Origin of the sequence: Otariodibacter oris, from assembly GCF_009684715.1 — a bacterium.
GTDB classification, from domain to species: domain Bacteria; phylum Pseudomonadota; class Gammaproteobacteria; order Enterobacterales; family Pasteurellaceae; genus Otariodibacter; species Otariodibacter oris.
Genome location: NZ_CP016604.1, coordinates 1,313,150 through 1,339,133, shown reverse-complemented (window position 1 = coordinate 1,339,133; position 25,984 = coordinate 1,313,150). Strand labels below are relative to the sequence as shown.

28 protein-coding genes are annotated in these 25,984 nt (G+C 36.1%); 21 read left to right on the top strand and 7 right to left on the bottom strand.

What is annotated here, in order from left to right:
• The first annotated feature begins 7 nt into the window (after window positions 1–7).
• A complete protein-coding gene (pth, locus tag A6A10_RS06210) occupies window positions 8–592 on the top strand; it encodes an aminoacyl-tRNA hydrolase (RefSeq protein ID WP_121120910.1) in 585 nt (194 codons plus the stop codon).
• A gap of 29 nt (window positions 593–621) precedes the next feature.
• Entirely contained in the window at window positions 622–1,713 is a 1,092-nt protein-coding gene (ychF, locus tag A6A10_RS06205) for a redox-regulated ATPase YchF (protein WP_121120912.1), read from the top strand.
• 59 nt (window positions 1,714–1,772) lie between these two features.
• Here ychF and A6A10_RS06200 read toward each other — a convergent pair whose 3' ends face one another.
• Window positions 1,773–2,660, bottom strand: coding sequence for a TIGR01777 family oxidoreductase (locus tag A6A10_RS06200; RefSeq protein ID WP_121120914.1), 888 nt, complete (start codon window positions 2,658–2,660; stop codon window positions 1,773–1,775).
• Entirely contained in the window at window positions 2,660–3,133 is a 474-nt protein-coding gene (gene argR / locus A6A10_RS06195; RefSeq protein ID WP_121122246.1) for a transcriptional regulator ArgR, read from the bottom strand. The genes A6A10_RS06200 and argR overlap by 1 nt, the downstream gene beginning before the upstream one ends.
• Window positions 3,134–3,352: 219 nt before the next feature.
• Between argR and mdh (A6A10_RS06190) the strand changes: the two genes are divergently transcribed.
• The 12 genes from mdh (A6A10_RS06190) to A6A10_RS06135 all read left to right on the top strand — a co-directional run bounded on the left by mdh (A6A10_RS06190) (window position 3,353) and on the right by A6A10_RS06135 (window position 15,350).
• Window positions 3,353–4,297 (top strand): malate dehydrogenase, encoded by a 945-nt coding sequence (gene mdh, locus A6A10_RS06190; protein ID WP_121120916.1) that lies wholly within the window; start codon window positions 3,353–3,355, stop codon window positions 4,295–4,297.
• Between the two features lie 218 nt (window positions 4,298–4,515).
• Window positions 4,516–5,460 (top strand): malate dehydrogenase, encoded by a 945-nt coding sequence (gene mdh / locus A6A10_RS06185; RefSeq protein WP_121120918.1) that lies wholly within the window; start codon window positions 4,516–4,518, stop codon window positions 5,458–5,460.
• A 98-nt stretch (window positions 5,461–5,558) separates the two neighbouring features.
• Complete coding sequence (locus A6A10_RS06180; RefSeq protein WP_121120920.1) at window positions 5,559–5,834, top strand: DUF3761 domain-containing protein; 276 nt, start codon at window positions 5,559–5,561, stop codon at window positions 5,832–5,834.
• A 312-nt stretch (window positions 5,835–6,146) separates the two neighbouring features.
• A complete protein-coding gene (gene mdh, locus A6A10_RS06175; RefSeq protein WP_121120922.1) occupies window positions 6,147–7,088 on the top strand; it encodes a malate dehydrogenase in 942 nt (313 codons plus the stop codon).
• A gap of 188 nt (window positions 7,089–7,276) precedes the next feature.
• Complete coding sequence (locus A6A10_RS06170) at window positions 7,277–8,125, top strand: co-chaperone YbbN (protein ID WP_121120924.1); 849 nt, start codon at window positions 7,277–7,279, stop codon at window positions 8,123–8,125.
• 67 nt (window positions 8,126–8,192) lie between these two features.
• Window positions 8,193–9,137, top strand: a complete 945-nt coding sequence (trxB, locus tag A6A10_RS06165; RefSeq protein WP_121120926.1) for a thioredoxin-disulfide reductase — start codon at window positions 8,193–8,195, stop codon at window positions 9,135–9,137.
• Window positions 9,138–9,187: 50 nt separating this feature from the next.
• Complete coding sequence (proQ, locus tag A6A10_RS06160) at window positions 9,188–9,709, top strand: RNA chaperone ProQ (protein WP_121122248.1); 522 nt, start codon at window positions 9,188–9,190, stop codon at window positions 9,707–9,709.
• A 29-nt stretch (window positions 9,710–9,738) separates the two neighbouring features.
• Window positions 9,739–11,742 carry a carboxy terminal-processing peptidase gene (gene prc / locus A6A10_RS06155; RefSeq protein WP_121120928.1) on the top strand — a complete coding sequence of 668 codons (2,004 nt, stop codon included), beginning with the start codon at window positions 9,739–9,741 and terminating at the stop codon, window positions 11,740–11,742.
• A 108-nt stretch (window positions 11,743–11,850) separates the two neighbouring features.
• Window positions 11,851–13,308, top strand: coding sequence for a L,D-transpeptidase family protein (locus A6A10_RS06150; protein WP_121120930.1), 1,458 nt, complete (start codon window positions 11,851–11,853; stop codon window positions 13,306–13,308).
• Window positions 13,309–13,380: 72 nt separating this feature from the next.
• Window positions 13,381–13,938: a peptidoglycan L,D-endopeptidase MepK gene (gene mepK / locus A6A10_RS06145; RefSeq protein ID WP_121120932.1), complete on the top strand. Its 558-nt coding sequence runs from the start codon at window positions 13,381–13,383 to the stop codon at window positions 13,936–13,938.
• 14 nt (window positions 13,939–13,952) lie between these two features.
• A complete protein-coding gene (locus A6A10_RS06140; RefSeq protein WP_121120934.1) occupies window positions 13,953–14,582 on the top strand; it encodes an MBL fold metallo-hydrolase in 630 nt (209 codons plus the stop codon).
• A 15-nt stretch (window positions 14,583–14,597) separates the two neighbouring features.
• Entirely contained in the window at window positions 14,598–15,350 is a 753-nt protein-coding gene (locus A6A10_RS06135) for an MlaA family lipoprotein (RefSeq protein ID WP_154399694.1), read from the top strand.
• Between the two features lie 49 nt (window positions 15,351–15,399).
• Here the strand turns inward: A6A10_RS06135 and A6A10_RS06130 are convergent, their stop codons facing one another.
• The 4 genes from A6A10_RS06130 to A6A10_RS06115 all read right to left on the bottom strand — a co-directional run bounded on the left by A6A10_RS06130 (window position 15,400) and on the right by A6A10_RS06115 (window position 17,799).
• Complete coding sequence (locus tag A6A10_RS06130) at window positions 15,400–15,816, bottom strand: YidB family protein (RefSeq protein ID WP_121120936.1); 417 nt, start codon at window positions 15,814–15,816, stop codon at window positions 15,400–15,402.
• An 81-nt stretch (window positions 15,817–15,897) separates the two neighbouring features.
• Window positions 15,898–16,653 carry a 3-deoxy-manno-octulosonate cytidylyltransferase gene (kdsB, locus tag A6A10_RS06125; RefSeq protein WP_121120938.1) on the bottom strand — a complete coding sequence of 252 codons (756 nt, stop codon included), beginning with the start codon at window positions 16,651–16,653 and terminating at the stop codon, window positions 15,898–15,900.
• A gap of 10 nt (window positions 16,654–16,663) precedes the next feature.
• Window positions 16,664–17,230, bottom strand: a complete 567-nt coding sequence (locus tag A6A10_RS06120; RefSeq protein WP_121120940.1) for an elongation factor P hydroxylase — start codon at window positions 17,228–17,230, stop codon at window positions 16,664–16,666.
• 5 nt (window positions 17,231–17,235) lie between these two features.
• Entirely contained in the window at window positions 17,236–17,799 is a 564-nt protein-coding gene (locus tag A6A10_RS06115; protein ID WP_121120942.1) for an NAD(P)H nitroreductase, read from the bottom strand.
• A 111-nt stretch (window positions 17,800–17,910) separates the two neighbouring features.
• Here A6A10_RS06115 and sppA point away from each other — a divergent pair, with 111 nt between their 5' ends.
• From sppA to A6A10_RS06080, 7 genes are all read left to right on the top strand, one after another.
• Window positions 17,911–19,776, top strand: a complete 1,866-nt coding sequence (sppA, locus tag A6A10_RS06110; protein ID WP_121120944.1) for a signal peptide peptidase SppA — start codon at window positions 17,911–17,913, stop codon at window positions 19,774–19,776.
• Window positions 19,777–19,959: 183 nt separating this feature from the next.
• Window positions 19,960–21,054 (top strand): RodZ domain-containing protein, encoded by a 1,095-nt coding sequence (locus A6A10_RS06105; protein WP_121120946.1) that lies wholly within the window; start codon window positions 19,960–19,962, stop codon window positions 21,052–21,054.
• A gap of 4 nt (window positions 21,055–21,058) precedes the next feature.
• Window positions 21,059–22,168 carry a flavodoxin-dependent (E)-4-hydroxy-3-methylbut-2-enyl-diphosphate synthase gene (gene ispG, locus A6A10_RS06100; protein ID WP_170143745.1) on the top strand — a complete coding sequence of 370 codons (1,110 nt, stop codon included), beginning with the start codon at window positions 21,059–21,061 and terminating at the stop codon, window positions 22,166–22,168.
• Between the two features lie 57 nt (window positions 22,169–22,225).
• Entirely contained in the window at window positions 22,226–23,506 is a 1,281-nt protein-coding gene (gene hisS, locus A6A10_RS06095; RefSeq protein WP_121120950.1) for a histidine--tRNA ligase, read from the top strand.
• An 11-nt stretch (window positions 23,507–23,517) separates the two neighbouring features.
• Window positions 23,518–24,141 carry a YfgM family protein gene (locus A6A10_RS06090; RefSeq protein ID WP_121120952.1) on the top strand — a complete coding sequence of 208 codons (624 nt, stop codon included), beginning with the start codon at window positions 23,518–23,520 and terminating at the stop codon, window positions 24,139–24,141.
• Window positions 24,142–24,243: 102 nt separating this feature from the next.
• The gene (locus A6A10_RS06085; RefSeq protein WP_121120955.1) at window positions 24,244–24,423 is read left to right on the top strand and encodes a hypothetical protein; all 180 of its coding nucleotides are present in this window, start codon (window positions 24,244–24,246) and stop codon (window positions 24,421–24,423) included.
• Window positions 24,416–24,712, top strand: coding sequence for a type II toxin-antitoxin system RelE/ParE family toxin (locus A6A10_RS06080; protein ID WP_121120957.1), 297 nt, complete (start codon window positions 24,416–24,418; stop codon window positions 24,710–24,712). The genes A6A10_RS06085 and A6A10_RS06080 overlap by 8 nt, the downstream gene beginning before the upstream one ends.
• Before the next feature lie 59 nt (window positions 24,713–24,771).
• Here the strand turns inward: A6A10_RS06080 and purT are convergent, their stop codons facing one another.
• The gene (purT, locus tag A6A10_RS06075; RefSeq protein WP_121120959.1) at window positions 24,772–25,953 is read right to left on the bottom strand and encodes a formate-dependent phosphoribosylglycinamide formyltransferase; all 1,182 of its coding nucleotides are present in this window, start codon (window positions 25,951–25,953) and stop codon (window positions 24,772–24,774) included.
• Between the last annotated feature and the right edge of the window lie 31 nt (window positions 25,954–25,984).

Below are 25,984 nucleotides of genomic sequence, written 5' to 3'. Positions count from 1 at the left end.
AGATGACGTGTCACAAATTAAGTTGATTGTTGGATTAGCCAATCCAGGTGCCAAGTATGAGGAAACGCGTCACAATGCAGGGGAGTGGTTAATTAATGAAATCGCTCGCCAATATAGCGTTTCATTGAAAGAAGAATCAAAATACTTTGGTAAGGTTGCTAAAATTAATCCTGCACAGGGTGAAGTGCGTTTACTCGTGCCAACGACTTTTATGAATTTAAGTGGTAAAGCGGTTGGTGCGTTAGCAAATTTTTATCGCATAAAGCCTGAAGAAATTTTAGTCGCACACGATGAATTAGATTTACCTCCAGGTGTGGTGAAAATCAAACAAGGTGGTGGCCATGGCGGACATAATGGCTTAAAAGACATTATTGCAAGCCTAGGGAATGACAAGAATTTTTATCGTGTCCGAATTGGTATTGGTCACCCAGGACATAAAGATCTAGTAGCAAGCTACGTGTTAGGAAAACCCTCGCCAACAGATAAGCCATTGATTGATGCTGCCGTTGATGAAGCGGGGCGTTGTATGGATCTTTTATTTAAAGAAGGCATTGTCAAAGCAACGAATCGTTTGAACGCATTCAAGGCATAGCCATTTAACATTAAGAAATAGGAAAAATTATGGGATTTAAATGTGGTATCGTGGGTTTACCCAATGTAGGTAAATCAACGCTTTTTAATGCATTAACAAAAGCAGGTATTGAGGCGGCAAACTATCCGTTTTGTACAATTGAGCCGAATACTGGTGTCGTACCAATGCCAGATCCTCGCTTAGATGCATTAGCTGAAATTGTGAATCCAGAACGTGTATTACCTACTACAATGGAATTCGTGGATATTGCAGGTTTAGTGGCGGGTGCAAGTAAAGGCGAAGGATTAGGCAATAAATTCTTAGCAAATATTCGTGAAACGGATGCAATTGGGCATGTTGTTCGTTGTTTTGAAAATGATGATATTGTGCACGTTGCAGGAAAAATTGATCCCCTTGATGATATTGAAACTATCAATACAGAGCTTGCTTTAGCTGATTTAGATAGCTGTGAGCGCGCTATTCAACGTTTACAAAAACGTGCAAAAGGCGGCGATAAAGATGCAAAATATGAATTATCGATCATGGAAAAAATCCTACCTGTACTCGAAAATGCAGGCATGATCCGTACCGTTGATTTAGATAAAGATGAATTACACGCGATTAAAGGTTATAACTTCTTAACCTTAAAGCCAACAATGTACATTGCTAATGTCAATGAAGATGGTTTTGAAAATAATCCATATTTAGATAAAGTCCGTGAGTTTGCAGAAAAAGAAGGTTCTGTAGTTGTGCCAGTGTGCGCAGCGATTGAAGCTGAAATTGCTGAATTAGACGATGATGAAAAAACAGAATTTTTACAAGATTTAGGCATTGAAGAACCGGGTTTAAATCGTGTAATTCGTGCAGGATATGCTTTATTAAATTTACAAACTTACTTCACTGCCGGTGTAAAAGAAGTAAGAGCTTGGACAGTAGCCGTTGGCGCAACTGCACCGAAAGCCGCTGCAGTGATTCACACTGATTTTGAAAAAGGATTTATCCGTGCAGAAGTGATTGCCTATGAAGACTTTATTCAATATAAAGGTGAGAATGGTGCAAAAGAAGCGGGTAAATGGCGTTTAGAAGGAAAAGAGTATATCGTTAAAGATGGCGATGTCATGCATTTCCGCTTTAATGTATAGCATTTACTAAAGATGAGAAAGGGAGCGGTTGCTCCCTTTTTGTTTGTTTTTTATTGAGTTTAGAGAAACAAACTTGGTGTGAGTTTGTTATCTTGGAAAGTAAATCCTTCATTCAATAATTTTTGCGGAACAAGCGGTTGGTTATCTAATAATAATTGTGAACGTTCTCCAAGTATCATTTTTAACATAATTTCGGGAGCATGAAAAAATGCAGGACGTTTTACCACTTGAGATAAGATCCGATTAAATTCAGCATGAGTGATGGGTTCTGGAGAAACAAAGTTGTAAGCGCCTTTTGAGTTTGGATTATTCAGTAAAAATAATATTGCATTAACATGGTCTTCAAGAGAAATCCAAGACCAATATTGTGAGCCATTTCCTATTTTTCCACCGAGTCCTAATTTATAAAGCGGTAACATTCGTTTTAATGCACCGCCTTCTTTATTTAAGACAATTCCCGTTCGAATGAGACAAACTCGTGTTTTGTCAGAGTTCGCTTTAAGGGCGGTATTTTCCCAATCTGCACATAATTGAGCCGCAAATTGATCGCCACAAGCGGTCAGTTCATCATAATATTTTGCATTATTTTGTTTAGGAAGATCGCCATAAAAACCAGTGGCTGAACCCGATATAAAAGTGTGTGGTGGATGATTGCTATTTTTTATGAGATCAACTAATTGTTGCGTAATATTGATTCGGCTAGCTCGTAAAATGTCTTTTTGTTTGGTGGTCCATTTTTTATCAAAAATCGGCTCGCCAGCTAAATTAATAATCGCATCAAATCCATTCAAATTATCAAAATTTGCTAAAGTTTGATAATAAGTGACCGCTTGTGTATTTTGATGAGGGGAGCGACTTAAAATACTTAATGTATGATTTTGATCGATGAGTTTTTGGCAAAGCTCTTTACCGATAAAGCCAGTTCCCCCAGTGATTAGAATGTTCATTATAAGCTGTTTTCAAAGAGTTCTGTGATATTTTCAATAAGTTGATCCATTGCTGTTTGGCGTGTTGGGGTAATAAAAATAGTATCATCACCTGCAATGGTACCAAGAATACCTTCTGATTTTCCCATTGAATCTAATAAAAGCGCAATCAGTTGTGCCGCACCGGGAATGGTTCGGACAACAATGAGGTTATCGTTATGATCAATATCAACAACAAGATTTTTTAGTGGGCTTGATGTGGTTGGAATAGCAGGTTCATTGGGTAATTGATAAACCATTTCCATTTTTGCATTACGCGTCCTTACCGCACCAAATTTTGTGAGCATGCGGGATATTTTGGATTGATTTACATGTTCAAAACCAAGTTCTTGTAACGCTGTCACAATTTCACTTTGAGAACCAAATTTTTCTTGGTGTAACAAAGACTTGAAAGCTTCTGTTAGTGATTCATCTTTGTCTAGTTTTTTTTCCATCTTATCTGCTTGTTCCACTTGATTTCCTTTTTGATTTTTTATGGGACAAATATTTGAAATTTTTGCTTGTTTATATATAAAAAGCAATGAGAATTAAAATTTATTTGAGAAAAGTTTGCGTTATGTCGCAAATTTTTATTTTGTTGTTTGAATATTTGCACAATTTTACATAAACTTGCTACAAGATTTATATTTATACAAACTCATAAGGAGAAGTTTATGAAAGTTGCAGTATTAGGCGCAGCAGGCGGGATTGGTCAAGCATTAGCTCTTTTGCTAAAACTACAATTACCAGCAGGAACAAATCTTGCATTGTATGATATTGCTCCTGTTACTCCCGGCGTTGCGGCGGATGTGAGCCACATTCCAACTGCGGTGAAAGTTGAAGGTTTTGGTGGTGAAGATCCAACTCCTGCACTACAAGGTGCTGACTTAGTTTTAATCTCAGCTGGTGTAGCTCGTAAACCAGGTATGGATCGTTCTGATTTATTTAATATTAATGCCGGTATTGTTCGTAATTTAATTGAGAAAGTTGCAGCAGTTTGTCCAAAAGCGTGCGTAGGTCTTATTACAAACCCAGTCAATACTACTGTTGCGATTGCTGCAGAAGTATTAAAGAAAGCAGGTGTTTATGACAAAAATAAATTATTCGGTGTAACTACGCTTGATGTTCTTCGTTCAGAAACATTTGTATCAGAACTAAAAGGTAAAGATGTCAATAAAATTAAAGTGCCAGTTGTTGGCGGACACTCAGGTGTAACAATTCTTCCTCTACTTTCTCAAGCACATGAAGAAGATAAAATTAAATTTACAGATGAAGAAGTTGAAGCACTAACAAAACGTATTCAAAATGCAGGTACAGAAGTTGTTCAAGCTAAAGCGGGTGGTGGATCTGCAACTCTATCAATGGCGCAAGCAGCGGCTCGTTTTGCTCGTGCTGTATTAAAAGGCTTAACTGGTGAAGAAGTGGTTGAATACGCTTATGTTGAAGGCGATGGTAAATATGCTCGCTTCTTTGCACAACCAGTCCGTTTTGGACGTAATGGTGTTGAGAAAATATTACCAATTGGTGATTTAAGTGCTTATGAACAAGCTGCAATTGAGGCGATGATTCCTACATTGAAAGCAGATATTGAGTTAGGTGAAAAATTTATTAATGGGTAATAATCTTTTAATTTAATAAAAATAATAATAGCCGAGGAAAAATCCTCGGCTTTTTTTTAAAGAGTAATAGATTTGTATTCATATTTTTTTTAATTGTACTTCAGAAAATTGATAAAAATTAATTTTTAAGAATTATTTCACTTATATTGAATATTCGCATAATTTTACATAAACTAATAATATGATTTGTTTTTATACAAATTTATGAGGGGAAACTTATGAAGGTCACAATATTAGGTGCATCAGGTGGTGTAGGTCAAGCATTGTCGTTGTTACTTAAAGTGCGACTGCCAATAGGATCTCACCTTTCACTATATGATATAGCCCCATCAATGTTAGGCGTTGCAAGAGATTTAAGCCATATTCCAACAGAAGTTAAAGTAACTGGTTTTACAGGAGAGGATCCGACAAAAGCTTTGGAAGGGGCTAATTTAGTCTTAATTACAGCAAGTGCTGCTTTTACTCCAACTTCAGATCGTTCAGAATTGTTTACTTATAATGCGAGTATTATTAAAAGTTTGGTTGAAAAAATTGCAGTAACATGCCCAACAGCTTGTATTGGAATGATCTCAAATCCTGTTAATTCAACAGTTGCTATTGCTGCTGAGGTATTAAAAAAAGCAGGAGTGTATGATAAGCGTAAATTATTTGGTGTAACAACATTGGATATTTTACGGGCAGAAACCTTTGTGGCAGATCTTAAATCAAAAGATGTGAGTAAAGTTAAGGTCCCGGTTATTGGTGGTCATTCAGGTATTACTATTCTTCCATTATTTTCTCAAGCTTATGAACAAGTAAAATTACAATTTACCGATGAGGAAATTGAGAAATTGACCAAAAGTGTACAAGACGCTGGTGTTGAAGTAGTTAAAGATAAAGCAGGTACTGGGTCTGCTACATTATCAATGGGGGAGGCAGGCACACGTTTTGCTTTGGCTGTATTGAAAGGATTAGCTAGTGAAGATATAGTTGAATATGCTTATGTTGAGGGCGATGGAGAATATACTCGATTTTTTGCACAAGCAGTGAGTTTAGGTCGTAATGGTATTGAAAAAGTATTACCTTTAGGTGAGCTGAGTGCTAGTGAAAAAATAGCGTTCGAATCTCTGATTCCATTATTAAAAGCAGAGATTGAAGTGGGTGAGAAATATATCAATGGATAATGCTTGAATTTTGAATAATATCAAGTCATTATATATACCAAAGATTAAAATTTTCAGTTTTTATCTAACCTAAATTTTAGAGAAAATAGGAGTACATAATGAAAAATATTACAGTGGCTATGAGTTTATTAGTTCTACCTTTTGTATTAGTGGCTTGTACTCAAACAACTTCAGTTAAAGTAGCTGAAACTACATCAGATAAGACGGCAGTTTTTCCTCATCAAATTTTACAGTTACAAGCAACTGAAAATTTACCTGAAAATGTAACTGCTATTTGTCGTGATGGAAGTTATTCTATGGCTCAAGATGAGTCTAAATGTGCAAGTAATGGTGGAGTGAGAACGATAATTAGCCGTTATTCAGCAAAATACTAAACAATCATATTTTGGCATATAAAACTAAGTAAGAATGGGAGCCTTAATCATAGATTAGATGTAGGCAATATGAATAACACAGTTTATTTTATATTCAGGTATGATTAAGTTGCTTTGTCTATCTATTTCTCTTACTTTATTTTTTAATGGTAATACATGATCTTTTACTCTCATAGAATATATGCAAATTAAAATATTTTTAATATGAGTTTGTTTTAAGTTGAACAGTTTTTTATATTTGAATATTTTTATAATTATCCATAAATTTATTTTGGGAATGTTTTAGTACAACTTTAAGATATGGAGGCATTTATGAAAGTAACACTACTAGGTGCGGCAGGTGGTATAGGCCAATCATTAGCACTATTGCTTAAGTTACAATTGCCAGAAGGAACTAATTTGGCATTGTATGATATTGCACCTGTTACCCCAGGTATTGCAGCAGACATAGATCATATTCCAACATCAATTAATATTGTTGGCTATTGTGGGGATGATCCGAGTGAAGCTTTGAAAGGCTCTGATTTAGTACTAATTACGGCGGGAGTCCGTAAAACTGTGATGGATCGAGCTGAATTATTCGATTTTAATGCAGGAATCATTAAAAATTTAATCGAAAAAATTGCTGAAGTTTGTCCAAAAGCTTGTATCGGTATTATTACAAATCCAGTGAATACCATGGTTCCTGTTGCTGCAGAGCTTTTAAAAAAAGCAGGTGTTTATGATGAGCGTAAATTATTTGGGGTCACTTCTTTAGATCTTTTACGTTCAGAAAGATTTGTTGCTAGATTGAAGGGTAAAGATGTCAATAATGTTAAGGTTCCTGTCATTGGAGGTCATTCTGGTGTAACAATTCTTCCGTTATTCTCTCAGGCTACTGAAGAAGAAAAATTACAATTTACAGAAGAAGAAGTCGAAGAACTCACACTCAAGGTTCAAAATGCTGGGGTTGAGATTGTTAAAGCAAAATTAGGTTCTGGCTCTGCGACATTATCCATGGCTCAAGCTGCTGCTCGTTTCGCTCGTTCAGTTGTAAAAGGTTTGATTGGTGAAGATATTATTGAATACGCTTATGTTGAAGGTAATAGTGGATACACTCGTTTCTTTGCTCAACCAATACGCTTAGGACGTCATGGTATTGAAGAATTTTTACCAATTGGTAAGTTAAGTACGTATGAAGAAGCTGCGATTAATGCCATGTTACCTACATTAAAAGCAGAAATTGAATTAGGTGAAAAATTTGTCAATGGATAATGCTTGAATTTTAATGAATAGCTCAATCATCTGGACCGAGGACATTGTCCTCGGTTTTTTATTATAATATGATTGATAGATGTGAAGTTTTTAGTGGACATGATTCTATCAAATATAAGATCAATTATCGCTATATAACAGAATAGTGTTTATAATGATTACAATACGCTGAGTTTTATAAGGTAACAATGAATTATTTAATAAATGTAGACGAAACTAATTTTAGCGAAGTAATTAACGCCACAGCTGAAGTGCCTGTGGTGTTTCACTTTATTTCACCTAGCGAATCAATTTCTCTTGAAATGGAAGCGTTATTACGCAGATTAGCGGATGAATATGCCAAGCAGTTTTTACTTGCAATTGTGAATTGTGATGAACAACCGATGATTGCCTCACAATTTAGAGTGCAAGCCATTCCTACAACATATTTCTTTTTAAATGGTCAACCTGTAGATGCGATTCAAGGTGCGGTTTCTGAACAGGAATTACGTATTCGATTAGGTAATATTTTACCGAAGGAAGAAGAGTTACAATTTAGCCAAGCTATTGAATATCTAGAGGCAGAACAATATGATCTCGCTCTTCCTTTACTGAAATCTGCTTGGGAAAAAACAGATAAAAAGAATAGTGATTTTGGATTACTTTACGCTGAAACCCATATCGCATTGAAGAATATTGAGCAAGCGACAGAGATTCTATCTCAAATTCCGATTCAAGATAGAGATAGTCGATGGACAGGATTACAGAGCCAAATAAAATTACTAATGGAAGCGGCAGACTCACCTGAAATTCAGCAATTACAGGCAGAATATGAGCGTACTGCAACGCCAGAGATTGCGATTCAATTAGCTAATCAACTTCATCAAGTAAAGAGAAATGATGAGGCGTTGTCTCTATTATTAGCATGGTTAAAGAAAGATTTAACAGTTGCTAATGGCGAAATTAAAACACAGTTTTTAGCAATTTTATCAGCAATGGGAAATGCTGATCCTTTGGCTGCAAAATACCGCAGACAGTTATATTCCTTATTATATTAGTTAAATAAGCGGTAAGATAATTGCTCTTTTTTGTTATTATCTTACCGCTTATCTTTGGAGAAAAAGAATGACAGTAAAACATGCTAAGTTGTTGATATTAGGTTCTGGTCCAGCTGGATATACAGCAGCTGTTTATGCAGCAAGAGCAAATTTAAATCCAGTATTAGTCACTGGTATGCAACAAGGCGGACAACTCACTACAACTTCTGAAATAGAAAATTGGCCAGGAGAGTTTAATGAAATTACCGGTTCAGAATTGATGAATAAGATGCAACAACATGCTGAAAAATTTGATACAGAAATTATTTTTGATCATATTCATTCTGTTGATTTATCTAAACGTCCTTTCACTTTAAACGGTGATTTTAATACTTTTACTTGTGATGCCTTGATCATTGCGACTGGAGCTTCAGCAAAATATTTAGGTTTACCATCAGAAGAAGCTTACAAAGGGCGAGGTGTTTCTGCTTGTGCGACTTGCGATGGTTTTTTCTATAGAAATAAGCCTGTTGCTGTGATTGGTGGTGGAAATACTGCGGTAGAGGAAGCATTATATCTTTCGAATGTAGCTTCTGAGGTTCATTTAATTCATCGTCGTGAAACGTTTAGAAGTGAGAAGATTTTAATTGACCGCTTAATGAAGAAAGTAGAAGAAGGCAAAATTATCTTACATTTGAATAGTGTACTTGATGAAGTATTAGGTGATAATTCTGGTGTAACGGGCATAAATATTAAATCAACCAATGATGGAGAAGATAAGCTTATTACTTTAGATGGGGTATTTGTTTCAATTGGGCATTCACCTAATACTGAAATATTTGCAAACCAGTTGGAATTAAATAATGGTTATATTGTCGTAAAATCGGGATTAGATGGAAATGCAACAGCAACAAGTGTGGCTGGAGTGTTTGCCGCAGGTGATGTAATGGATCATCAGTATCGTCAAGCGATTACTTCGGCAGGTACAGGATGCATGGCTGCACTTGATGCAGAAAGATTTTTAGAAGGTTAGATTAAATAATTTGTTCTAACTTAGGTATGGATTTTTATATGGAAACTAGTATGACTGAACAACAAGTTGACGTTCAACAAAACAATAAAACAGCATTAACAACTAAGGAAGTAATTGTTTATTTAGCGGAAAAATTTCCACAATGCTTCTTCTTGGAAGGGGAAGCAAAACCATTGAAGGTTGGTCTTTTCCAAGAGTTAGCAGAAGCTTTGTCTGATGATGAGAAAATAAGTAAAACGTTATTACGTCAAGCATTAAGATCTTATACTGCAAATTGGCGTTATTTACATGCGTGTAAAGAAGGGGCAATTCGAGTTGGTCTTAATGGAGAACATGATGGTATTGTTGATGCTGCTCAAGCAGAGCATGCCGCAAAATCATTAGAACAAGCTAAAGCCGCTTATGCTGAAAAGAAGGCTCAGCAAATAAAAGAAAAACGTAAAGCTTACTTTAAGCAACAAGCTAAAGAGAATAATAAAAAACGTACAATGAGAAAGAATACTGAAGCACCTAAAGCCTCATTCGAAAGTCTTGTTGCATTGGAGAGTAAATTTAGTCGTGAACGTCACTAAATTTATTTTACTACAGGAGTAGAATTTATATGAAATACAACAAATTAAAGTATATTGTTAGTTTGGTTGGTTTGGTCGTATTAAATAGTTTAGCTGTTGAGCCGACAATTAAAGAATCAGATATCACGATTCCAAAATCAACAAGTCAACATGAGCTTTCAACTAAACGGGTTACTGCTCGTCTAACTCAATCTCATTATCGTAAATTTAATTTAGATGATAAATTTTCACAAAATATATTCAATCGTTATATTGACTGGTTAGATGGTAGCCATAATACCTTTCTTCAATCTGATGTTGATCAATTGAGACAAAAATATGCTTTAAAATTAGATGATGAATTATATGATGGTCAATTGACTTCAGCTTTTGAAATGTATGATTTAATGACAAAGCGTCGCTATGAGCGTTATAAGTATGCTCTTTCACTATTAGATAATGAACCTAATTTGACAGAGCAAGATCAAATTGAAAGTGATAGAGAAAAAGCAGCATTTCCTAAAACAATAGAAGAAGCTAATAAGCTTTGGACTCAGCGTGTTAAAAATGATGTTATAAATCTGTATTTAAAAGATAAAAAATGGCCAGAGATTAAAAAAACATTAGTTAAGCGCTATAACTTGGCCATTCGTCGCCTAACTCAAAATAGAGCAGATGATATTTTACAGACCTATTTGAATGCATTTGCAAGAGAATTGGATCCTCATACAAGTTACCTTTCGCCACGTTCTGCACAACGTTTTCAAGAGAGTATGAATTTATCTCTAGAGGGAATTGGTGCAACGCTTGAAATGGAAGATGATATTACAACTATTAAATCCCTTGTACCGGGTGCTCCAGCGGCTAGAAGTAAAGAAATTTCTGCAGGGGATAAAATTGTCGGTGTTGGTCAAACTAAAAGTAAAATTGAGGATGTAGTTGGTTGGCGTTTAGATGATGTTGTTGACAAAATTAAAGGTAAAAAAGGCTCTAAGGTTTATTTAGAAATAGAACCAGAAAAGGGTGGGAAAAATAAAATTGTTACTTTAGTTAGAGATACGATTCATTTAGAAGATAGTGCAGCTAAACTGACTTTTGATAAAATTGATGGCAAAAATATTGCTGTGATCAAGATACCTTCATTCTATATTGGACTTACTGATGATGTGCGTAAATTGTTAGTCGAAATGAAAGAAAAAAATGCTGAAGGATTGATTATCGATTTACGCGAAAATGGTGGCGGATCTTTACCTGAAGTCGTTGAATTAACAGGATTATTTATTAAAGAAGGTCCAGTCGTTCAAGTACGTGATGCTTTCAATCGCATTAGAGTGCATGAAGATCCTGATAGTGATGTGCAATATACTGGCGATATTATGGTGATGATTAATCGTCACAGTGCATCAGCTTCTGAGATTTTTGCTGCGGCATTGCAAGATTACAATCGAGCAATTATAGTTGGTCAAAAAACCTTTGGTAAAGGAACTGTACAACAAAGTCGCTCTTTAAACTTTGTCTATGATCTTGATAAAAATCCATTAGGGTATATTCAATATACTATTCAGAAATTCTATCGCATTAATGGCGGTAGTACTCAATTGAAAGGCGTTGAACCTGATATCTATTTTCCTGAGATTATTAATGCAGAAAAAACAGGTGAAAGCTTTGAAGATAATGCATTACCTTGGGATAAAATTCCAGCCGCAAATTATTCAGAAGTTGGTCATGCTCGCAATGCTGTAGCTGAATTAACCAAGAAGCATGAGGAACGCATTAAGGATGAACCTGAATTTATCACTTTGGCAGAAGATATTGCAGTTGATCGAGAAAGGGATGCCCGTAAATTTATTTCGCTAAATTTAGCAGAGAGACGTAAAGAACATACTGAAATGGATGCTAAACGTTTAAAAGATCTCAATGCTAGATTTAAACGAGAAGGAAAGAAACCATTAAAAAGTCTTGATGACTTACCAAAAGACTATGAAGCTCCAGACTTTTTCTTAACCGAAACTGAGCATATGATGGCGGATTGGTTAAAATTTGATAAAAAGTAAAAATTTCGTTTATAATGAAACAGTCCTCAGGTCGTAGGAATTTAGCGACCTGTATTTATACGCAGTTATACGAATATAGTATGCGAAATTTTTAAACACGGATTTAGAATGAAAAAATTAAAATATCTTCCTCTTGTGATGCTATCGAGTGTCACTTTTTCTACTATTGCTATTGCTAGTGATAATGTTTTGTCACAACTTAGCTTCAAGGTTCAGCAAGAAAAAGCGATGGAATTGGCAAGAAGTGCCCAATCTGCTATTCAACAAGAAAATAGTAAGATTGCAGCTGAGCAATTGGCAGTAGCACAGCAAAGAGTTCAGCAGGAAATAGGTAATAATCAGTTATTGTTATTAAAGACAACGGCTGGAATTTATTTGCAAAATGAGTTTATGCCATTATGGCAAGATAAAATGGCTGAAAAACTTTTCTTGAAGGAATATGCAGTATTTGCTGCTAGTGGTATTTCTAAGAAATCCACAATGGCACTGAAGCAAATTTTGAATAGTAATTCTGAATTAGAAAGAGATATTTTACTAACTGATAGTTTTTTAGATTATTTGTATTACACTAAAAATGTATCAAAATTTGCTAATGAGTGGTTATATGATCTTGGTAGCTACAGTGTGAAAGCACCATCTAACCAAGATATTGAACTTTGGATTAGCATGATAAAAACTGGCTATTCAGCTCAATTTGTTGGAGATTTAATTCCTCGAAATCATGTCTATCAAGAAACAGTAAATAAAATGTTTGAGTTATTATCGTCAAGCTCAACAAATTCTAATGTTTCTGCCCAGAATCTAGCTTTAAATGCTGAGCGATTACGCTTAATTCCTAGCTTTGATAATGGTATTTTTGTCAATATACCAAGTTATCAGCTTTACTATTTCCGTGATGGAAAACTGGCATTACAATCAAAAGTCATTGTAGGCAGAACTGATAGACGTACACCTGTAATGTATAGCAAGCTAAGCAATGTTGTGGTTAATCCACCTTGGAATGTACCAACTAGTATCAAGAATAAAGATTTAGTGCCTAAAATGAGAAAAGATCCAGGTTACGCTGAAAGAAATGGGTATGAACTCTTTGATAGTAAAGGTAATAAAGTTGATGCTTATAGTATTGATTGGACTTCTTATGATAATCCAAAAAAGAATTTTCCGTATCGTATAAGACAGAAAGCCGGAGATGATAGTGCTTTGGGGCGTTATAAATTTAATATGCCAAGTTCCGATGCAATTTATTTACATGACACACCAAATCATGGATTATTCGGTAGAAGTATGCGTGCATTAAGTTCAGGCTGTGTCAGGGTAGCAAAATCAGATGAACTGGCAATGATGTTATTAAAAGAGGCTGGATGGTCAGAGCAACGTAAGAATAAAGTATTACAAAGTAAAAAAACAACATCTGCTCGTATTCAATCCGATAATCCAGTCTATCTTTATTATGTGACTGCATGGGTAGAAAATGGGCAAGTACATACATTGCCTGATATTTACAAGTTAGATAAAAAAGTATCAAGTATTTCGCTAGATTGGGCAAAGTTAAGTACTCTGATCTAGAGTAATATAAGTTAATAATATAAATTAAGGGGTATTTTGATACCCCATTGTCGTTTAAATAATGGAGCTATGATGAAATCTATAGATGTACAGCGCCGAAGATGGCTTTCACTTGGAGGAGTGATTCTTGGTTCGAGTTGCTTATCTAATCTTGCTATGGCAATTGTATCAACTCCGAAACCCCTTTCTTTACGTTTGCATAATGTAAATACAGGAGAGTCTTTAGTTACCTCACATCGTGAAGGGCGTTTTTCACAAGCTGATCTAAAAAAACTCAATTATATTATGAGAGATCGCCATACTAACCAAGTTAAAGCAATTGACCCCAATTTATTTTTCAAGTTAACTAAAATTCAAGCTCGGTTAGGAGCTAGAAATTCTGAAATTCTTATCTTGAGTGGATACCGTTCTGCAAAAACAAATGCTGCAATGCGTCGTCGATCTAAACAAGTTGCTAGTAATAGCTATCATATTAAAGGCCAAGCTGTTGATTTTTATATAAAAGATATTCCATTGGCTAAACTTAAGTCTGTAGCAGAAAGCTTAAAGAGTGGTGGTGTAGGTTATTATCCTCGTAGCCATTTTGTTCATGTAGATACTGGACCTGTCCGTACTTGGCGAGGTTCTTAATAGGGTAGTGTATAATGTTTAATTTACAAATTATTCCTGTTGGTGCCTTTCAGCAAAATTGTTCGGTAGTATGGGATAATAATAAGAATGCTGTCATTATTGATGCTGGAGATGAAGCAGAAAAGATTATTAAATTTGTTGAATCACAACAATTAAAAGTGGATAAACTTGTTATTACGCATGGTCACCTAGATCATATAATGGCGGTTGAACCACTAAAAAAATACTTTGATGTTGAAGTTTTTGGTTCTCATCAAGATGATGAGCCTTTATTTGAGCAACTTCCTACAATCTGTCAAGAATATGGTTTTCCTCCAGTTCCTGCTTTTTTACCTGATTATTGGTTAAATGAATCAGATAATTTGAGCGTGGGTGAGCTGACTTTTTCTATTCGCCATTTACCAGGACATGCACCAGGTCATGTTGGATTTTTTGATTTTAATAATAAAATTGCTTTTACTGGTGATGTACTTTTCCGAAATAGTATAGGTAGAACTGATTTATTTGGTGGTAATTTTGAACAATTAATTGATACAATTCATTCTAAATTATTTGATTTAGCTGATGATTTCATTATTATTCCTGGGCATGGTGCACATACGACTATTGGACAGGAAAAGAAAAGTAACCCTTTTTTGAATTAAATGGAGATGAATTTTATGGGTAAATTGAAAACAGTTTGTATGCTAACTTCGGTTGCTTTTTTGGTTGCGTGTTCATCTTCACAAGATCCAAATACTGGTGAGAGAGTTGATTCTTTTGAAGGGTTTAATCGTGCGATGTGGAAGGTTAATTATGAATATCTTGATCCCTATGTACTTAAACCAGTCGCACAAGGATGGAGAGATTATGTACCTAGCCCAATTAAAACAGGGTTAGTGAATGTCGCAAATAACTTAGATGAGCCTGCTAGTTTTGTTAATCGTTTAGTTGAAGGTGAAGGTCAAAAGGCGATGGTCCATTTTACTCGATTCTGGTTTAACTCTATTTTTGGTTTAGGTGGACTCTTTGACTGGGCTAGTTTAACTGATGATTTGAAATTGGATAATGGGCAGCGTTCATTTGGACATGCTTTAGGTACTTATGATGTACCAACAGGTCCTTATGTGATGTTACCTGCTTATGGGCCAGCAACACCTCGTCAAGATTTGGGAGGGCTTGTTGATTCAACCTATCCTGTATTATCGCTACTTACTACGCCATGGACATTAGCGAAAGTAGGGGTTCAAGGCATTAATGCAAGAGCTAATTTATTAGATCAAGATGAGTTATTAAAACAATCACAAGATCCTTATGCGACAGTAAGAGAAGCGTATTTCCAAAATCTTGATTTTAAAGTGAGGGATGGAAAAGTGCCAAGCAGTGAATTACAAGAAACACTGTCGGAAGAAGAATTAGAAAATATTGACTAATTCACTGAAGAGTAAGCCCCTAATGGACAAAAATTAGGGGCTTAATTTTTTAATTAAACAATTTTCCAAATACAGCTTTTGCACCTTGTTGTAATAGATCGCTTGTATTTAGACTATCCAAATCTAATTTTCCATCTGGGCTGAGCGTATCTACAATTTTTGGTAGGTATTCAGAAAGTAAATTGGGTGCTTCATCTTGCTCAATACCCGCTTCTTGTGCAGCATTATCTAAATTGTCTTTACCAAAGATATCGACGATTTGATGATGAGAAATAGGCTTGTTTTCCCCTGTACTAATCCAAGATTTAACTAAATCTTCTAATCCACCTTGTTGAAATTTTGCAATAAGGCCTTGAATCCCACCTTGAGATTGTAACAATGTTTGAATAAGCTGTATTGCTTTTGACTGCCCTTCTCCACCACCTAATACTGATGATGCTACAGAACCTAAAATATTACCTAACATAAATGTCTCCATGTAAAATATAAGCGGTAACATCATTCGATTATTTTGCAAATCATGAATGTGATCTTACCGCTTGGGTTATTATTCAGATAGAATCTGACGTACTCTTTCTAGATCTTCTGCTGTATCTACACCAACCTGAGGGGCTTCTTTAGCAAGTTCTAGATGAATTTTTTCTCCATGCCATAATGCACGTAGTTGCTCTAAAGACTCTAATTGCTCTAAGGCACTTGGTTGCCAAGCTATATATTGTTTCACAAAGCCTGCTCGGTAGGCATAGAGTCCAATGTGACGCAAATAAGGTTGTTGCTCAATAAAGCTATCATCACATGCGGGAAATTGATCGCGAGCAAAAGGAATAGGCGCACGAGAAAAATACAATGCGATGCCATTTTTATCTGTTACTGCTTTAACCACATTTTTATTAAATAGTTCTTCACTTGAGGTTAATTTAACCGCTAATGTCGCCATATTTACTTGGTGTGAATCAAGATTTTTTGCGACTTGAGCAACAATAACTGGAGGAATAAGAGGTTCATCACCTTGAATATTGACGATGATTTCGTCATCACTAATTTCCATCTTGTCGATAACTTCGGCAATGCGTTCGGTACCTGATTGATGGTGCTCTGAAGTTAAACAAACTTCCCCGCCAAAGTTGGTTACCACGTCCACAATTTCCGGATGATCTGTGGCAACAATAATACGAGTAGCTCCCGATTGTTTGGCTTTTTCCCACACGTGTTGGATCATCGGTTTACCTACAATATCCAATAATGGTTTACGAGGTAATCGAGTTGAAGCATATCGAGCGGGAATAATTACAGTAAATTGCATAATATCCTTCCTAAATTCTGGTTATATCAAATTTTGAGAGATCAATAAAATTGGGTGTATTGTAAAACTGACTCAAGGCTTGTCTGAGTTTTTCTGCACGCAAAGGCAAACCTTTCTCTGCATAATGTTGCACTTGAGCATAGACCGCATGTTTAAAAGCGGTGTTATCACCTGCATTGCCTGTTAAGTTATCGGCACTCGCGAAATAACGAAAATTAGCCGCAGTAGAAAGGATCCATTCTATTGCTTGAGGTTTTACTTCGACCTGTTCAAATTCTCTTTGTCGCTCTTCAGAACGGCCATCAGGCTCATACCAATAGCCAAAATCTTCTAATTTTCGTCTTTTTTTGCCCGCAACTAGCCAATGCGAAATTTCGTGCAAGGCACTACTATAAAATCCATGGGCAAATAAGATCACATTATAAGAGCGATCACTCTTAATTTTTCCCTCATCACAAAATGCTGGGAGATAAATGGGATAATCACCGCCTTTTTCCAATTTTGTATTATAACTATCCGAAAAGCATTGATTAAAAATTTGAATCAAATCTTCATAATTATGATTATCTTGTTGCATAATAATTATTTGAGGTAACTCACAAAAGGGGTTGTATCATCGGTATGACTTGCTAGCGTGATACTTTCGCTATCGGCAGGCGATCCTATCATGACTAAGCCGATAATTTTATCGGATTCTTGGCAGTTAAATGCTTTGCGAAGATCTGAACCATCGATCCATTTATTCGAGATCCAACATGTCTCAAATCCTTGAGCGTTGGCAGCTAATTGCATCGCATAAGTTGCGCAGCCTGCGGTTAGCATTTGCTCCCAAGCGGGTACTTTCTCGATATCTTTTGTAATTTTTGCGACTACGCCAATAATCATCGGCGCTCGCTGACTAATTTTTTCCGCTTTTGCGAGTATTTCGTTACCTAATTTAAATTCAATTGCTGCCGATTTTAAATGCTTTTCAAACAGGGCCATACTCTCTTTTTCAATTACAACAAAATGATAAGGTTTTAAACGACCATGATCGGGAGCGCGTAGTGCGGATTTTAAAATAATCTCTAATTGTTCTTTAGTTGGTGCAATATCACTAAACTTTTTACTGGAACGGCGATGCTGTAATAGATTTAATACTTCCATTATGGAATCTCCATGCGAAAAATTGTGGTAAAGCATAGCATATTTTATTAATTTTCGTGTTTTTTTGTGGTAGCTTATACAACAACTTTTTTATTTTGTTTGAGAGTTAAAATGCTAGTATTTCTTAAAAATGTATATCGTGTTTTTCGTTGTATTAGAGAATTCGTAATGAGCTTGTTTTTTATTTTATTTGTGCTCTTTGTTTTTTCTATTTGGGGGCTTTTGTCTGAGGAGCCTACTTCGTCAAATCAATCCATGCCTTTTGATAAAGGGGCGTTACGATTAAATTTAGATGGATATCTTGCTGATAATCATGATGATTTTGGTGATTTTCGTCGTTTTGTAAGAAGTGAGTTTGGTAGTGGGAGTGAACCCGTTAAAATTTCTACATTTGATGTAGTGAGCGCAATCAGAAAGGCAACTTACGATGATGCTATCACTGGTTTAGTGTTGGATTTAAGCTTTTTTGAAGGGGGGGATCAACCTTCTTTAGAATTTATAGGCAAAGCTATTACCGACTTTAAAGCAGAGAATAAACTTGTTATTGCCATCGGGGATTATTTTTCTCAGAGACAATATTTTTTAGCTAGTTTTGCAGACAAAATTTTATTAAATAAAGCGGGTTTTGTTGATTTACATGGCATGAGCTATGAAACGGTTTATTTTAAGACGTTATTAGACAAAATAGAGGCTGTGCCACATATTTTCCGTGTAGGGACTTATAAATCTGCTGTAGAACCATTTATTCGCGATGACATGTCTCCAGAAGCAAAAGAAAATGCAACCTTATGGCTTTCCGCAGCTTGGCAAAATTTTAAAAATGGCATTGCTACTAATAGACAGATTGACCCTGAATCAATCGTTCCAGAACCCTCTAAATATATTGCTCAATTTAAAGAAGCGAATGGTGATGACGCTCAGTTTGCATTATCTCGTCAATTAGTCACTGAATTAGCGACTAATGCAGAGATTCATCAAATGCTGATTGATGAATTTGGGCGAGATCCAGAAGGTGATTATAATTATATTGATTTTTTTGATTATGTTAGCCATCTTCCTGATAGATTTAATGTTAATGGGCCAAATAAAATTGCAGTTGTGAATGTTGAGGGGGCAATTGTTTTAGGCGATAGTGATGAAGATTCAGCAGGTAGCGATACCATTGTTAGATTATTAAGAGAAGCAAAAGAAGATGAAAATGTAAAAGGCTTAATTTTGCGGATTAATAGTCCAGGCGGAAGTGCTATGGCATCAGAATTGATTCGACAAGAAGTTGAGTCAATTCAGAAAAGTGGTAAACCTGTGATTGCTTCTATGGGGGGAATGGCTGCATCTGGTGGCTATTGGATTGCTGCAACTAGCGATAAAATTGTCGCAAGCCCTACAACATTAACAGGCTCCATTGGTATATTCGGTCTTGCTGTAACTTTTGAAAATACCGCTAAAAAGTTAGGTTTAAGCCAAGATGGAGTCTCTACTTCATCACTTGCAAGCCAATCTCTGCTAAAAACATTACCGAGAGAACAAGCTGAATTGATGCAAATTAGTATTGAAAGTGGATATGATCGCTTTTTAGATTTAGTGAGCAGAGGAAGACATATGTCAAAATCAGATGTAGATAAAGTAGCTCAAGGGCAAGTTTGGCTGGGTGAAGTTGCATTAGATAAAGGTTTAGTTGACAAATTAGGTGATTTTGATGATGCCTATAATGAAATGGTAACTTTAATCAATCAACATCAAGTTGCAGAAGGAAAAGATGAGATTGATAATTTTGCTACACAATGGTTTATTTACACAGATGATTCATTTTTTGGCCAGGTAATGCGTGATTTTAAAATGAATATGAAAACAGAGTTAACACAATTACTTAATTTACCACTAGCGAGTCAAGTGAAACAGCAAGCGGATCTATTGAGTAAGTTTAACGATCCGAAACAATCCTATTTATATTGTTTAAACTGTGGAACAATAAACTGACGAGTGTAGTATAATGCGACCAAGCGGTGAAATAAAATATTTCATTTTTGTAAATGTATGAGAAAATCTCACCGCTTATATGGAACTTTCTATAAATTTGCGGTTCTTGACATAATGAAGATTGCAAAACAATCCATACGCCTTTAAACTTCCCTACAATTTTTCTTTAAAAAGTGGATGATAATGACTGAAACAACATCAACACTGTCTCTTGGACAGCAACTTAAATATGCACGTGAAAGCCTCAATATCAGTATTGAAGAAGCAGCTAAACAAACAAATCTAAAAAGATCCCATATTGATTCTTTAGAAAATGATATTTTTATTTTAGCAAATGTACCACCAACGTTCGTTAGAGGTTATGTTCGTAATTATGTCAGATTCTTGCGTTTACCTGAGGAATTGATTAGCTCTGTCAATTATGGTGAAGTAACGATTCCCAAGCAAGCCAAACGACCACTTAAGCCAATTAAAGTAACGAACAATCATAAATCTCAGACTCGCTGGGTAAAAATACTGACATGGTTAGTGTTGCTATCTGCTATTGGTATGACTTTAGCTTGGTGGTGGCAAGATCATCAAAAGACTCAAAATGGTGATGAACAGTTAGTTAACGAGTCAATTCAGTTATCTGAAAATTCAGATTCAGCTGTATCGTTACCTCTACCTACAACAAGCAGTTCATCTGAGTCAAATTCAATTGATTTATCTAATGTTTCACCAGCAATAACATCTGAAAAAAATAATGCTGTATCTGAAGCTACAACTGCAAGTTCTTCTGCAGAGATCCCAAATTCAGCTGTAAATGCGACTGGTACTGTGGTTGAATCTTCTCCAGTTGAACAAGCAAGTTCAATTACTGCTGTAGCTATAACTACAACAGAAAATACTTCAACTTCCCAAGAGAACATGAATGAAGCTGTGACATCTGTAACTACAGAAGAGTCAACAACGCCAGTTAATATTCTACAGCAAATTGCTCCAGTAGAATCCACAGCAGAAGAAACGACAGAAGTAACACCAGCTGTAATCAATAATGATGAATTACGTATTGAAGTGATTAATGCACAAAGTTGGTTGACAGTACGTGATGGAAATAATAAGAAATTAGCAGAAAAGCTTTATAATCCAGGAGATATATTAACTTTTAATGATAATGAAAATTATCGTTTAACTGTTGGCGCACCAATTAATGTGAAAATTTATTATAAAGGGCAAGAAGTTCCTATGCAATTAGATGGACGAGTTGCTCGTTTCAGATTACCTTTAGCGAATTAAAATAATGTTAAAAGAACCTTCTATTAAACGTCGTGAATCGACAAAGATTTATGTGGGAAATGTGCCTGTGGGGGGCGATGCTCCTATTGCAGTACAATCAATGACGAATACTCGTACTACTGATGTAGAAGCCACAGTAGCACAGATTAAGTCTCTAGAGCGTGTTGGTGCCGATATCGTACGTGTGTCTGTACCGACAATGGATGCAGCAGAAGCTTTTAAACTGATAAAACAGCAAGTCAAAGTGCCTTTAGTTGCCGATATTCATTTTGACTATCGTATAGCATTAAAAGTAGCAGAATATGGTGTTGATTGCTTGAGAATTAATCCAGGTAATATCGGCAAAGAAGAACGTATTCGTGCTGTTGTAGATTGTGCAAGAGATAAAAATATTCCAATTCGAATTGGAGTAAATGCGGGTTCATTAGAAAAAGATATTCAAGAAAAATACGGTGAGCCTACACCTGAAGCTTTACTTGAATCAGCATTACGCCATGTGGAAATTCTTGATCGTCTCAACTTCGATCAATTCAAAGTGAGTGTAAAAGCTTCTGATGTCTTTTTAGCGGTTGAATCTTACCGCTTACTTGCAAAAGCAATTAAACAACCTCTGCATTTAGGTATTACTGAGGCAGGTGGAGCAAGAGCAGGTGCGGTTAAATCTGCAATAGGCTTAGGCTTGCTTCTTTCAGAGGGTATTGGTGATACATTACGTATCTCTTTAGCAGCCGATCCTGTTGAAGAAATTAAGGTTGGCTTTGATATTTTAAAATCACTACGTATTCGATCTCGAGGGATCAACTTTATTGCTTGCCCAACTTGTTCTCGTCAAGAATTTGATGTTATCGGAACAGTCAATGCTTTAGAACAACGCTTAGAAGATATTATTACGCCAATGGATGTATCTATCATCGGTTGTGTGGTAAATGGACCAGGTGAGGCTCTTGTGTCTGATTTAGGTGTAACCGGTAGTAATAAAATGAGTGGATTCTATTTGGATGGCGTTCGTCAAAAAGAGCGTTTTGAGAATGAAAAATTAATTGATCAGCTTGAAACAAAAATTCGAGCGAGAGTAGCTGAACAGCATAAACGTATTGATGTTACCCAAGTCTAATCTCGACAAATAAGCGGTTAATTGGTTAATAAAATTTGTAATTATAGGAAATAAACAGTGGCAAAAGCGATTCAAGCAATTCGAGGAATGAACGATTGTTCCCCATCAGAAACGCCATTATGGCAATGGGTAGAGCAACAAATCAAAGACACTTTTACCAGTTATGGTTATACGGAAATTCGTAGTCCAATTATTGAATCGACTAACCTTTTCAAAAGAGGAGTTGGCGAAGCTACGGATATCGTTGAGAAAGAAATGTTTACGATGGTCAGAGATGAAGAAAGTCTGACACTCAGACCAGAAGGAACAGCAGGTTGTGTTCGTGCAGCGATTGAGCATGGATGGGTTTATAACCAAGAACAACGCTTATGGTATATCGGACCAATGTTCCGTTATGAAAGACCACAAAAAGGTCGCTATCGTCAGTTCCACCAAGCAGGTGTAGAAATCTTTGGGATTCAAAATGCAGAAGCTGATGCGGAACTTATTTTATTAACCGCAAGATTATGGGAAAAACTGGGTATTCGCGATAAAGTGACTCTACAACTTAACTCAATTGGTGGGTTAGAAGTGAGAAAAAAATACCGTGAAGCTTTAGTTGCCTTCTTGCAAGATCATCTTGATGTACTCAAACAAGATCCTGACAGTGAACGTCGCTTAGTGACTAATCCATTACGCATTTTGGATACTAAAAATCAGGCATTACAAGCTGTTTTAGATGGTGCGCCAAAATTGTATGATTTCTTAGATGAAGAATCGAGAACCCATTTTGATAGACTTTGCACTATCTTAGACAATATGGGCATTAGTTATGAAATTAATCCTAAGTTGGTACGAGGATTAGATTACTACAACAAGACTGTATTTGAGTGGGTTACCACAGCATTAGGCGCACAAGGCACAGTTTGTGCCGGTGGACGTTATGATGGCTTAGTTGAACAATTAGGTGGACATGCCACTCCAGGCGTAGGGTTTGCGATGGGATTAGAGCGTCTAGTGCTATTAATTCAAGAAGTTAATACCAATATTACTTTACCGAGAGCTGTTGATATCTATGTGATTAGTGCGGGCGATGGTGTCGCTGAAAAAGCATTTGGCTTAGCGGAAAAATTACGTTCAGCTTTACCACAATTAAGAATTATGCAACATACCAGTGGCGGTAACTTTAAAAAACAATTTAAACGAGCCGATAAACTCGGTGCAAAAATAGCATTAGTATTAGGCGAAACAGAAGTCGCTGCAAATACGGTAGTAATTAAAGATTTATTAGGTGAAGCAGAGCAAGTTACCGTTTCACAAAATGACATTATTCAACAATTAACATCACGCTTTGCATAAAAGGGGATAGGATGAGCGATTATTATAACAGTACCGAAGAACAACAATTTAATGAAGCTAAGAATTGGTTTAAGCAAAATGGTACGCCGATATTGTTAGTTATTGCTTTAGTTTCTGGCGCAAGTTTTGGTTGGAATTATTGGCAAAATCATCAAATGGAAGTTTCTCAAGCCACTTCTGCACAATATCAGCAAGTGATGGAAACTTATTTGCAAGATCCAACAAAGAATGCACCGCTTATTGATAAGTTTATCGATGATAATTCTGGTAGTTATGCAGTATTAGCAGAACTTGAACAAGCGAGACAAAATGTATTGCAAAATAAATTCACTGAGGCAGAAAGTGGCTTACAAAAAGCATTGTCAGGCACAGATGATCCGACATTGCAAAATATCATTCGTTTCCGTTTAGCATCCGTTCAATATCAACTAGGACAGTATGATACAGCTATTGCAACTTTAGGTAATGTTCAAGATAAAACGTGGGAACTTCGCAAACAGATTTTAGTCGGCGATATTTTGTCTAAAAAAGGCGATATAGATGCGGCTAGAAGTGCTTATGAACAAGCCAAAGCAAATGAAAATGCCTCAGAGCAAGATCGAGTGTTATTAGATCTGCGTTTGAATAATTTGTAAATCTATAAGCAGATGAAAACTTAAGCCCTAGGAAAATCCCTAGGGCTTTTTCTTTTTTCTAAATGTGAGCTATAATCAAAAATCAAGCTATTGGGGGCTGTTATGATTAAAGATAAAGGTTACGATGAATTTCTTGCTCAAGAAATTGAGTTAGGATTAAAAAATATTGAACAAGGCAATACATTGACACTTGAGCAATCTAAGATGGTAGTTGAAAAACTTCTAACTGAGCAAATTTCTGTATTAGAAACCCTTGATGAGAGTACGGTAATTTATGGCTAAACAAGTCATTATTACTCAAAATGCTCAAGATAATATTAATGAGATTATTAAAAGTGTCATTGAATTCACGGGACATTCATCAAGTGGGATAAAGCTTTACAGAGATTTATATGAAAAATTTGAATTGATTGGGTTTTTACCTAAGAGCGGAAAATTAAGGAATGATAATTCTGGTTTGAGAGAAATTTTTTGCCGTGGTACTTATCGAATAGTTTATCGAGAATTAGATGATATTATTCAAATTATCACAGTAATTCATACTAGAAAGAAATATCCGATAGTTAATTAGTTGATTTATAAAATAGCCACCTTAGAAATAATCCAAGGTGGCTTATTTTATGGGAGAAATTAAAGATTCACTTCTAATTTGTCATAAGCACGTCTGGCTTTTTCTAACGCTTTGTCTGTATTTTCATCACGGGCAAGGATTACACCTAAACGTCGGTGTCCATTTACCTCCCCTTTACCAAATAAGCGAATATTGGTATTCGGTTCAGCCAACACTTGTTCCAAGTTACCAAAAGATACTTGAGTTGATTTCCCTTCAACAACGATTGCTTTTGATGCAGATGGGCTAATCAAATTAATTTCTGGGATTGGTAAGCCTAGAATGGCTCTTGCGTGTAACGCAAATTCAGAGAGTTCTTGGGAAATTAAAGTCACCATACCTGTATCGTGTGGACGAGGAGATACTTCATTGAAAATGACTTCATCGCCACAAATAAACAATTCAACGCCGAAGATACCACGACCACCTAATGCGGTTGTGATTTTTTCTGCTACTTCTTGTGCTTTTTGCAGAGCGATATCTGACATTGCTTGTGGCTGCCAAGATTCACGGTAGTCACCGTCAATTTGAACGTGTCCAATTGGTGCAAGGAATGACGTGCCATTGATATGACGTACTGTTAAAAGCGAAATTTCATAATCAAATTTAATAAAGCCCTCAACAATCACTCGACCCCCGCCTGCACGTCCGCCTTGTTGAGCATAATCCCACGCTTTTTGAATATCTGCTTCTGATTTAATTACACTTTGCCCGTGACCCGATGAGGACATAATCGGCTTAACCACACAAGGAATACCAATATCATTGACAGCTTGTTTAAAGTCCTCAAGATTATCAACAAAACGATAAGGTGAAGTTTTTAAGCCTAGTTCTTCTGCGGCTAGACGACGAATCCCTTCTCGGTTCATTGTTAATTTTGTCGCTTTTGCCGTTGGGATAACGTTATAGCCCTCTTGCTCAAGTTCGACTAATGTGTCCGTTGCGATCGCCTCCACTTCTGGCACGATAAAATCAGGCTTTTCTTTTTCAACAAGTTTACGAAGAGCCTTACCATCTAGCATTGAGATCGTATAAGCACGATGAGCAACTTGTTGAGCTGGGGCGTTTTCGTATCGATCGACAGCGATAACCTCTACACCTAAGCGTTGAAGTTCAATGACGACTTCTTTGCCTAATTCGCCAGAGCCTAACATCATCACTTTGGTTGCTTTTGCAGTAAGGGGAGTGCCAAGTGTTGTCATTTTTTGTTCCTTTTAATTGAAATAAAATGTA

Bases quoted from the DNA above. Each gene is read 5' to 3' on its own strand.
- ychF (WP_121120912.1), top strand. From the start codon at position 622: ATGGGATTTAAATGTGGTATCGTGGGTTTACCCAATGTAGGTAAATCA.
- A6A10_RS06200 (WP_121120914.1), bottom strand. From the start codon at position 2,660: ATGAACATTCTAATCACTGGGGGAACTGGCTTTATCGGTAAAGAGCTT.
- argR (WP_121122246.1), bottom strand. From the start codon at position 3,133: ATGGAAAAAAAACTAGACAAAGATGAATCACTAACAGAAGCTTTCAAG.
- mdh (WP_121120916.1), top strand. From the start codon at position 3,353: ATGAAAGTTGCAGTATTAGGCGCAGCAGGCGGGATTGGTCAAGCATTA.
- mdh (WP_121120918.1), top strand. From the start codon at position 4,516: ATGAAGGTCACAATATTAGGTGCATCAGGTGGTGTAGGTCAAGCATTG.
- A6A10_RS06180 (WP_121120920.1), top strand. From the start codon at position 5,559: ATGAAAAATATTACAGTGGCTATGAGTTTATTAGTTCTACCTTTTGTA.
- mdh (WP_121120922.1), top strand. From the start codon at position 6,147: ATGAAAGTAACACTACTAGGTGCGGCAGGTGGTATAGGCCAATCATTA.
- A6A10_RS06170 (WP_121120924.1), top strand. From the start codon at position 7,277: ATGAATTATTTAATAAATGTAGACGAAACTAATTTTAGCGAAGTAATT.
- trxB (WP_121120926.1), top strand. From the start codon at position 8,193: ATGACAGTAAAACATGCTAAGTTGTTGATATTAGGTTCTGGTCCAGCT.
- proQ (WP_121122248.1), top strand. From the start codon at position 9,188: ATGACTGAACAACAAGTTGACGTTCAACAAAACAATAAAACAGCATTA.
- prc (WP_121120928.1), top strand. From the start codon at position 9,739: ATGAAATACAACAAATTAAAGTATATTGTTAGTTTGGTTGGTTTGGTC.
- A6A10_RS06150 (WP_121120930.1), top strand. From the start codon at position 11,851: ATGAAAAAATTAAAATATCTTCCTCTTGTGATGCTATCGAGTGTCACT.
- mepK (WP_121120932.1), top strand. From the start codon at position 13,381: ATGAAATCTATAGATGTACAGCGCCGAAGATGGCTTTCACTTGGAGGA.
- A6A10_RS06140 (WP_121120934.1), top strand. From the start codon at position 13,953: ATGTTTAATTTACAAATTATTCCTGTTGGTGCCTTTCAGCAAAATTGT.
- A6A10_RS06135 (WP_154399694.1), top strand. From the start codon at position 14,598: ATGGGTAAATTGAAAACAGTTTGTATGCTAACTTCGGTTGCTTTTTTG.
- A6A10_RS06130 (WP_121120936.1), bottom strand. From the start codon at position 15,816: ATGTTAGGTAATATTTTAGGTTCTGTAGCATCATCAGTATTAGGTGGT.
- kdsB (WP_121120938.1), bottom strand. From the start codon at position 16,653: ATGCAATTTACTGTAATTATTCCCGCTCGATATGCTTCAACTCGATTA.
- A6A10_RS06120 (WP_121120940.1), bottom strand. From the start codon at position 17,230: ATGCAACAAGATAATCATAATTATGAAGATTTGATTCAAATTTTTAAT.
- A6A10_RS06115 (WP_121120942.1), bottom strand. From the start codon at position 17,799: ATGGAAGTATTAAATCTATTACAGCATCGCCGTTCCAGTAAAAAGTTT.
- sppA (WP_121120944.1), top strand. From the start codon at position 17,911: ATGCTAGTATTTCTTAAAAATGTATATCGTGTTTTTCGTTGTATTAGA.
- A6A10_RS06105 (WP_121120946.1), top strand. From the start codon at position 19,960: ATGACTGAAACAACATCAACACTGTCTCTTGGACAGCAACTTAAATAT.
- ispG (WP_170143745.1), top strand. From the start codon at position 21,059: ATGTTAAAAGAACCTTCTATTAAACGTCGTGAATCGACAAAGATTTAT.
- A6A10_RS06090 (WP_121120952.1), top strand. From the start codon at position 23,518: ATGAGCGATTATTATAACAGTACCGAAGAACAACAATTTAATGAAGCT.
- A6A10_RS06085 (WP_121120955.1), top strand. From the start codon at position 24,244: ATGATTAAAGATAAAGGTTACGATGAATTTCTTGCTCAAGAAATTGAG.
- A6A10_RS06080 (WP_121120957.1), top strand. From the start codon at position 24,416: ATGGCTAAACAAGTCATTATTACTCAAAATGCTCAAGATAATATTAAT.
- purT (WP_121120959.1), bottom strand. From the start codon at position 25,953: ATGACAACACTTGGCACTCCCCTTACTGCAAAAGCAACCAAAGTGATG.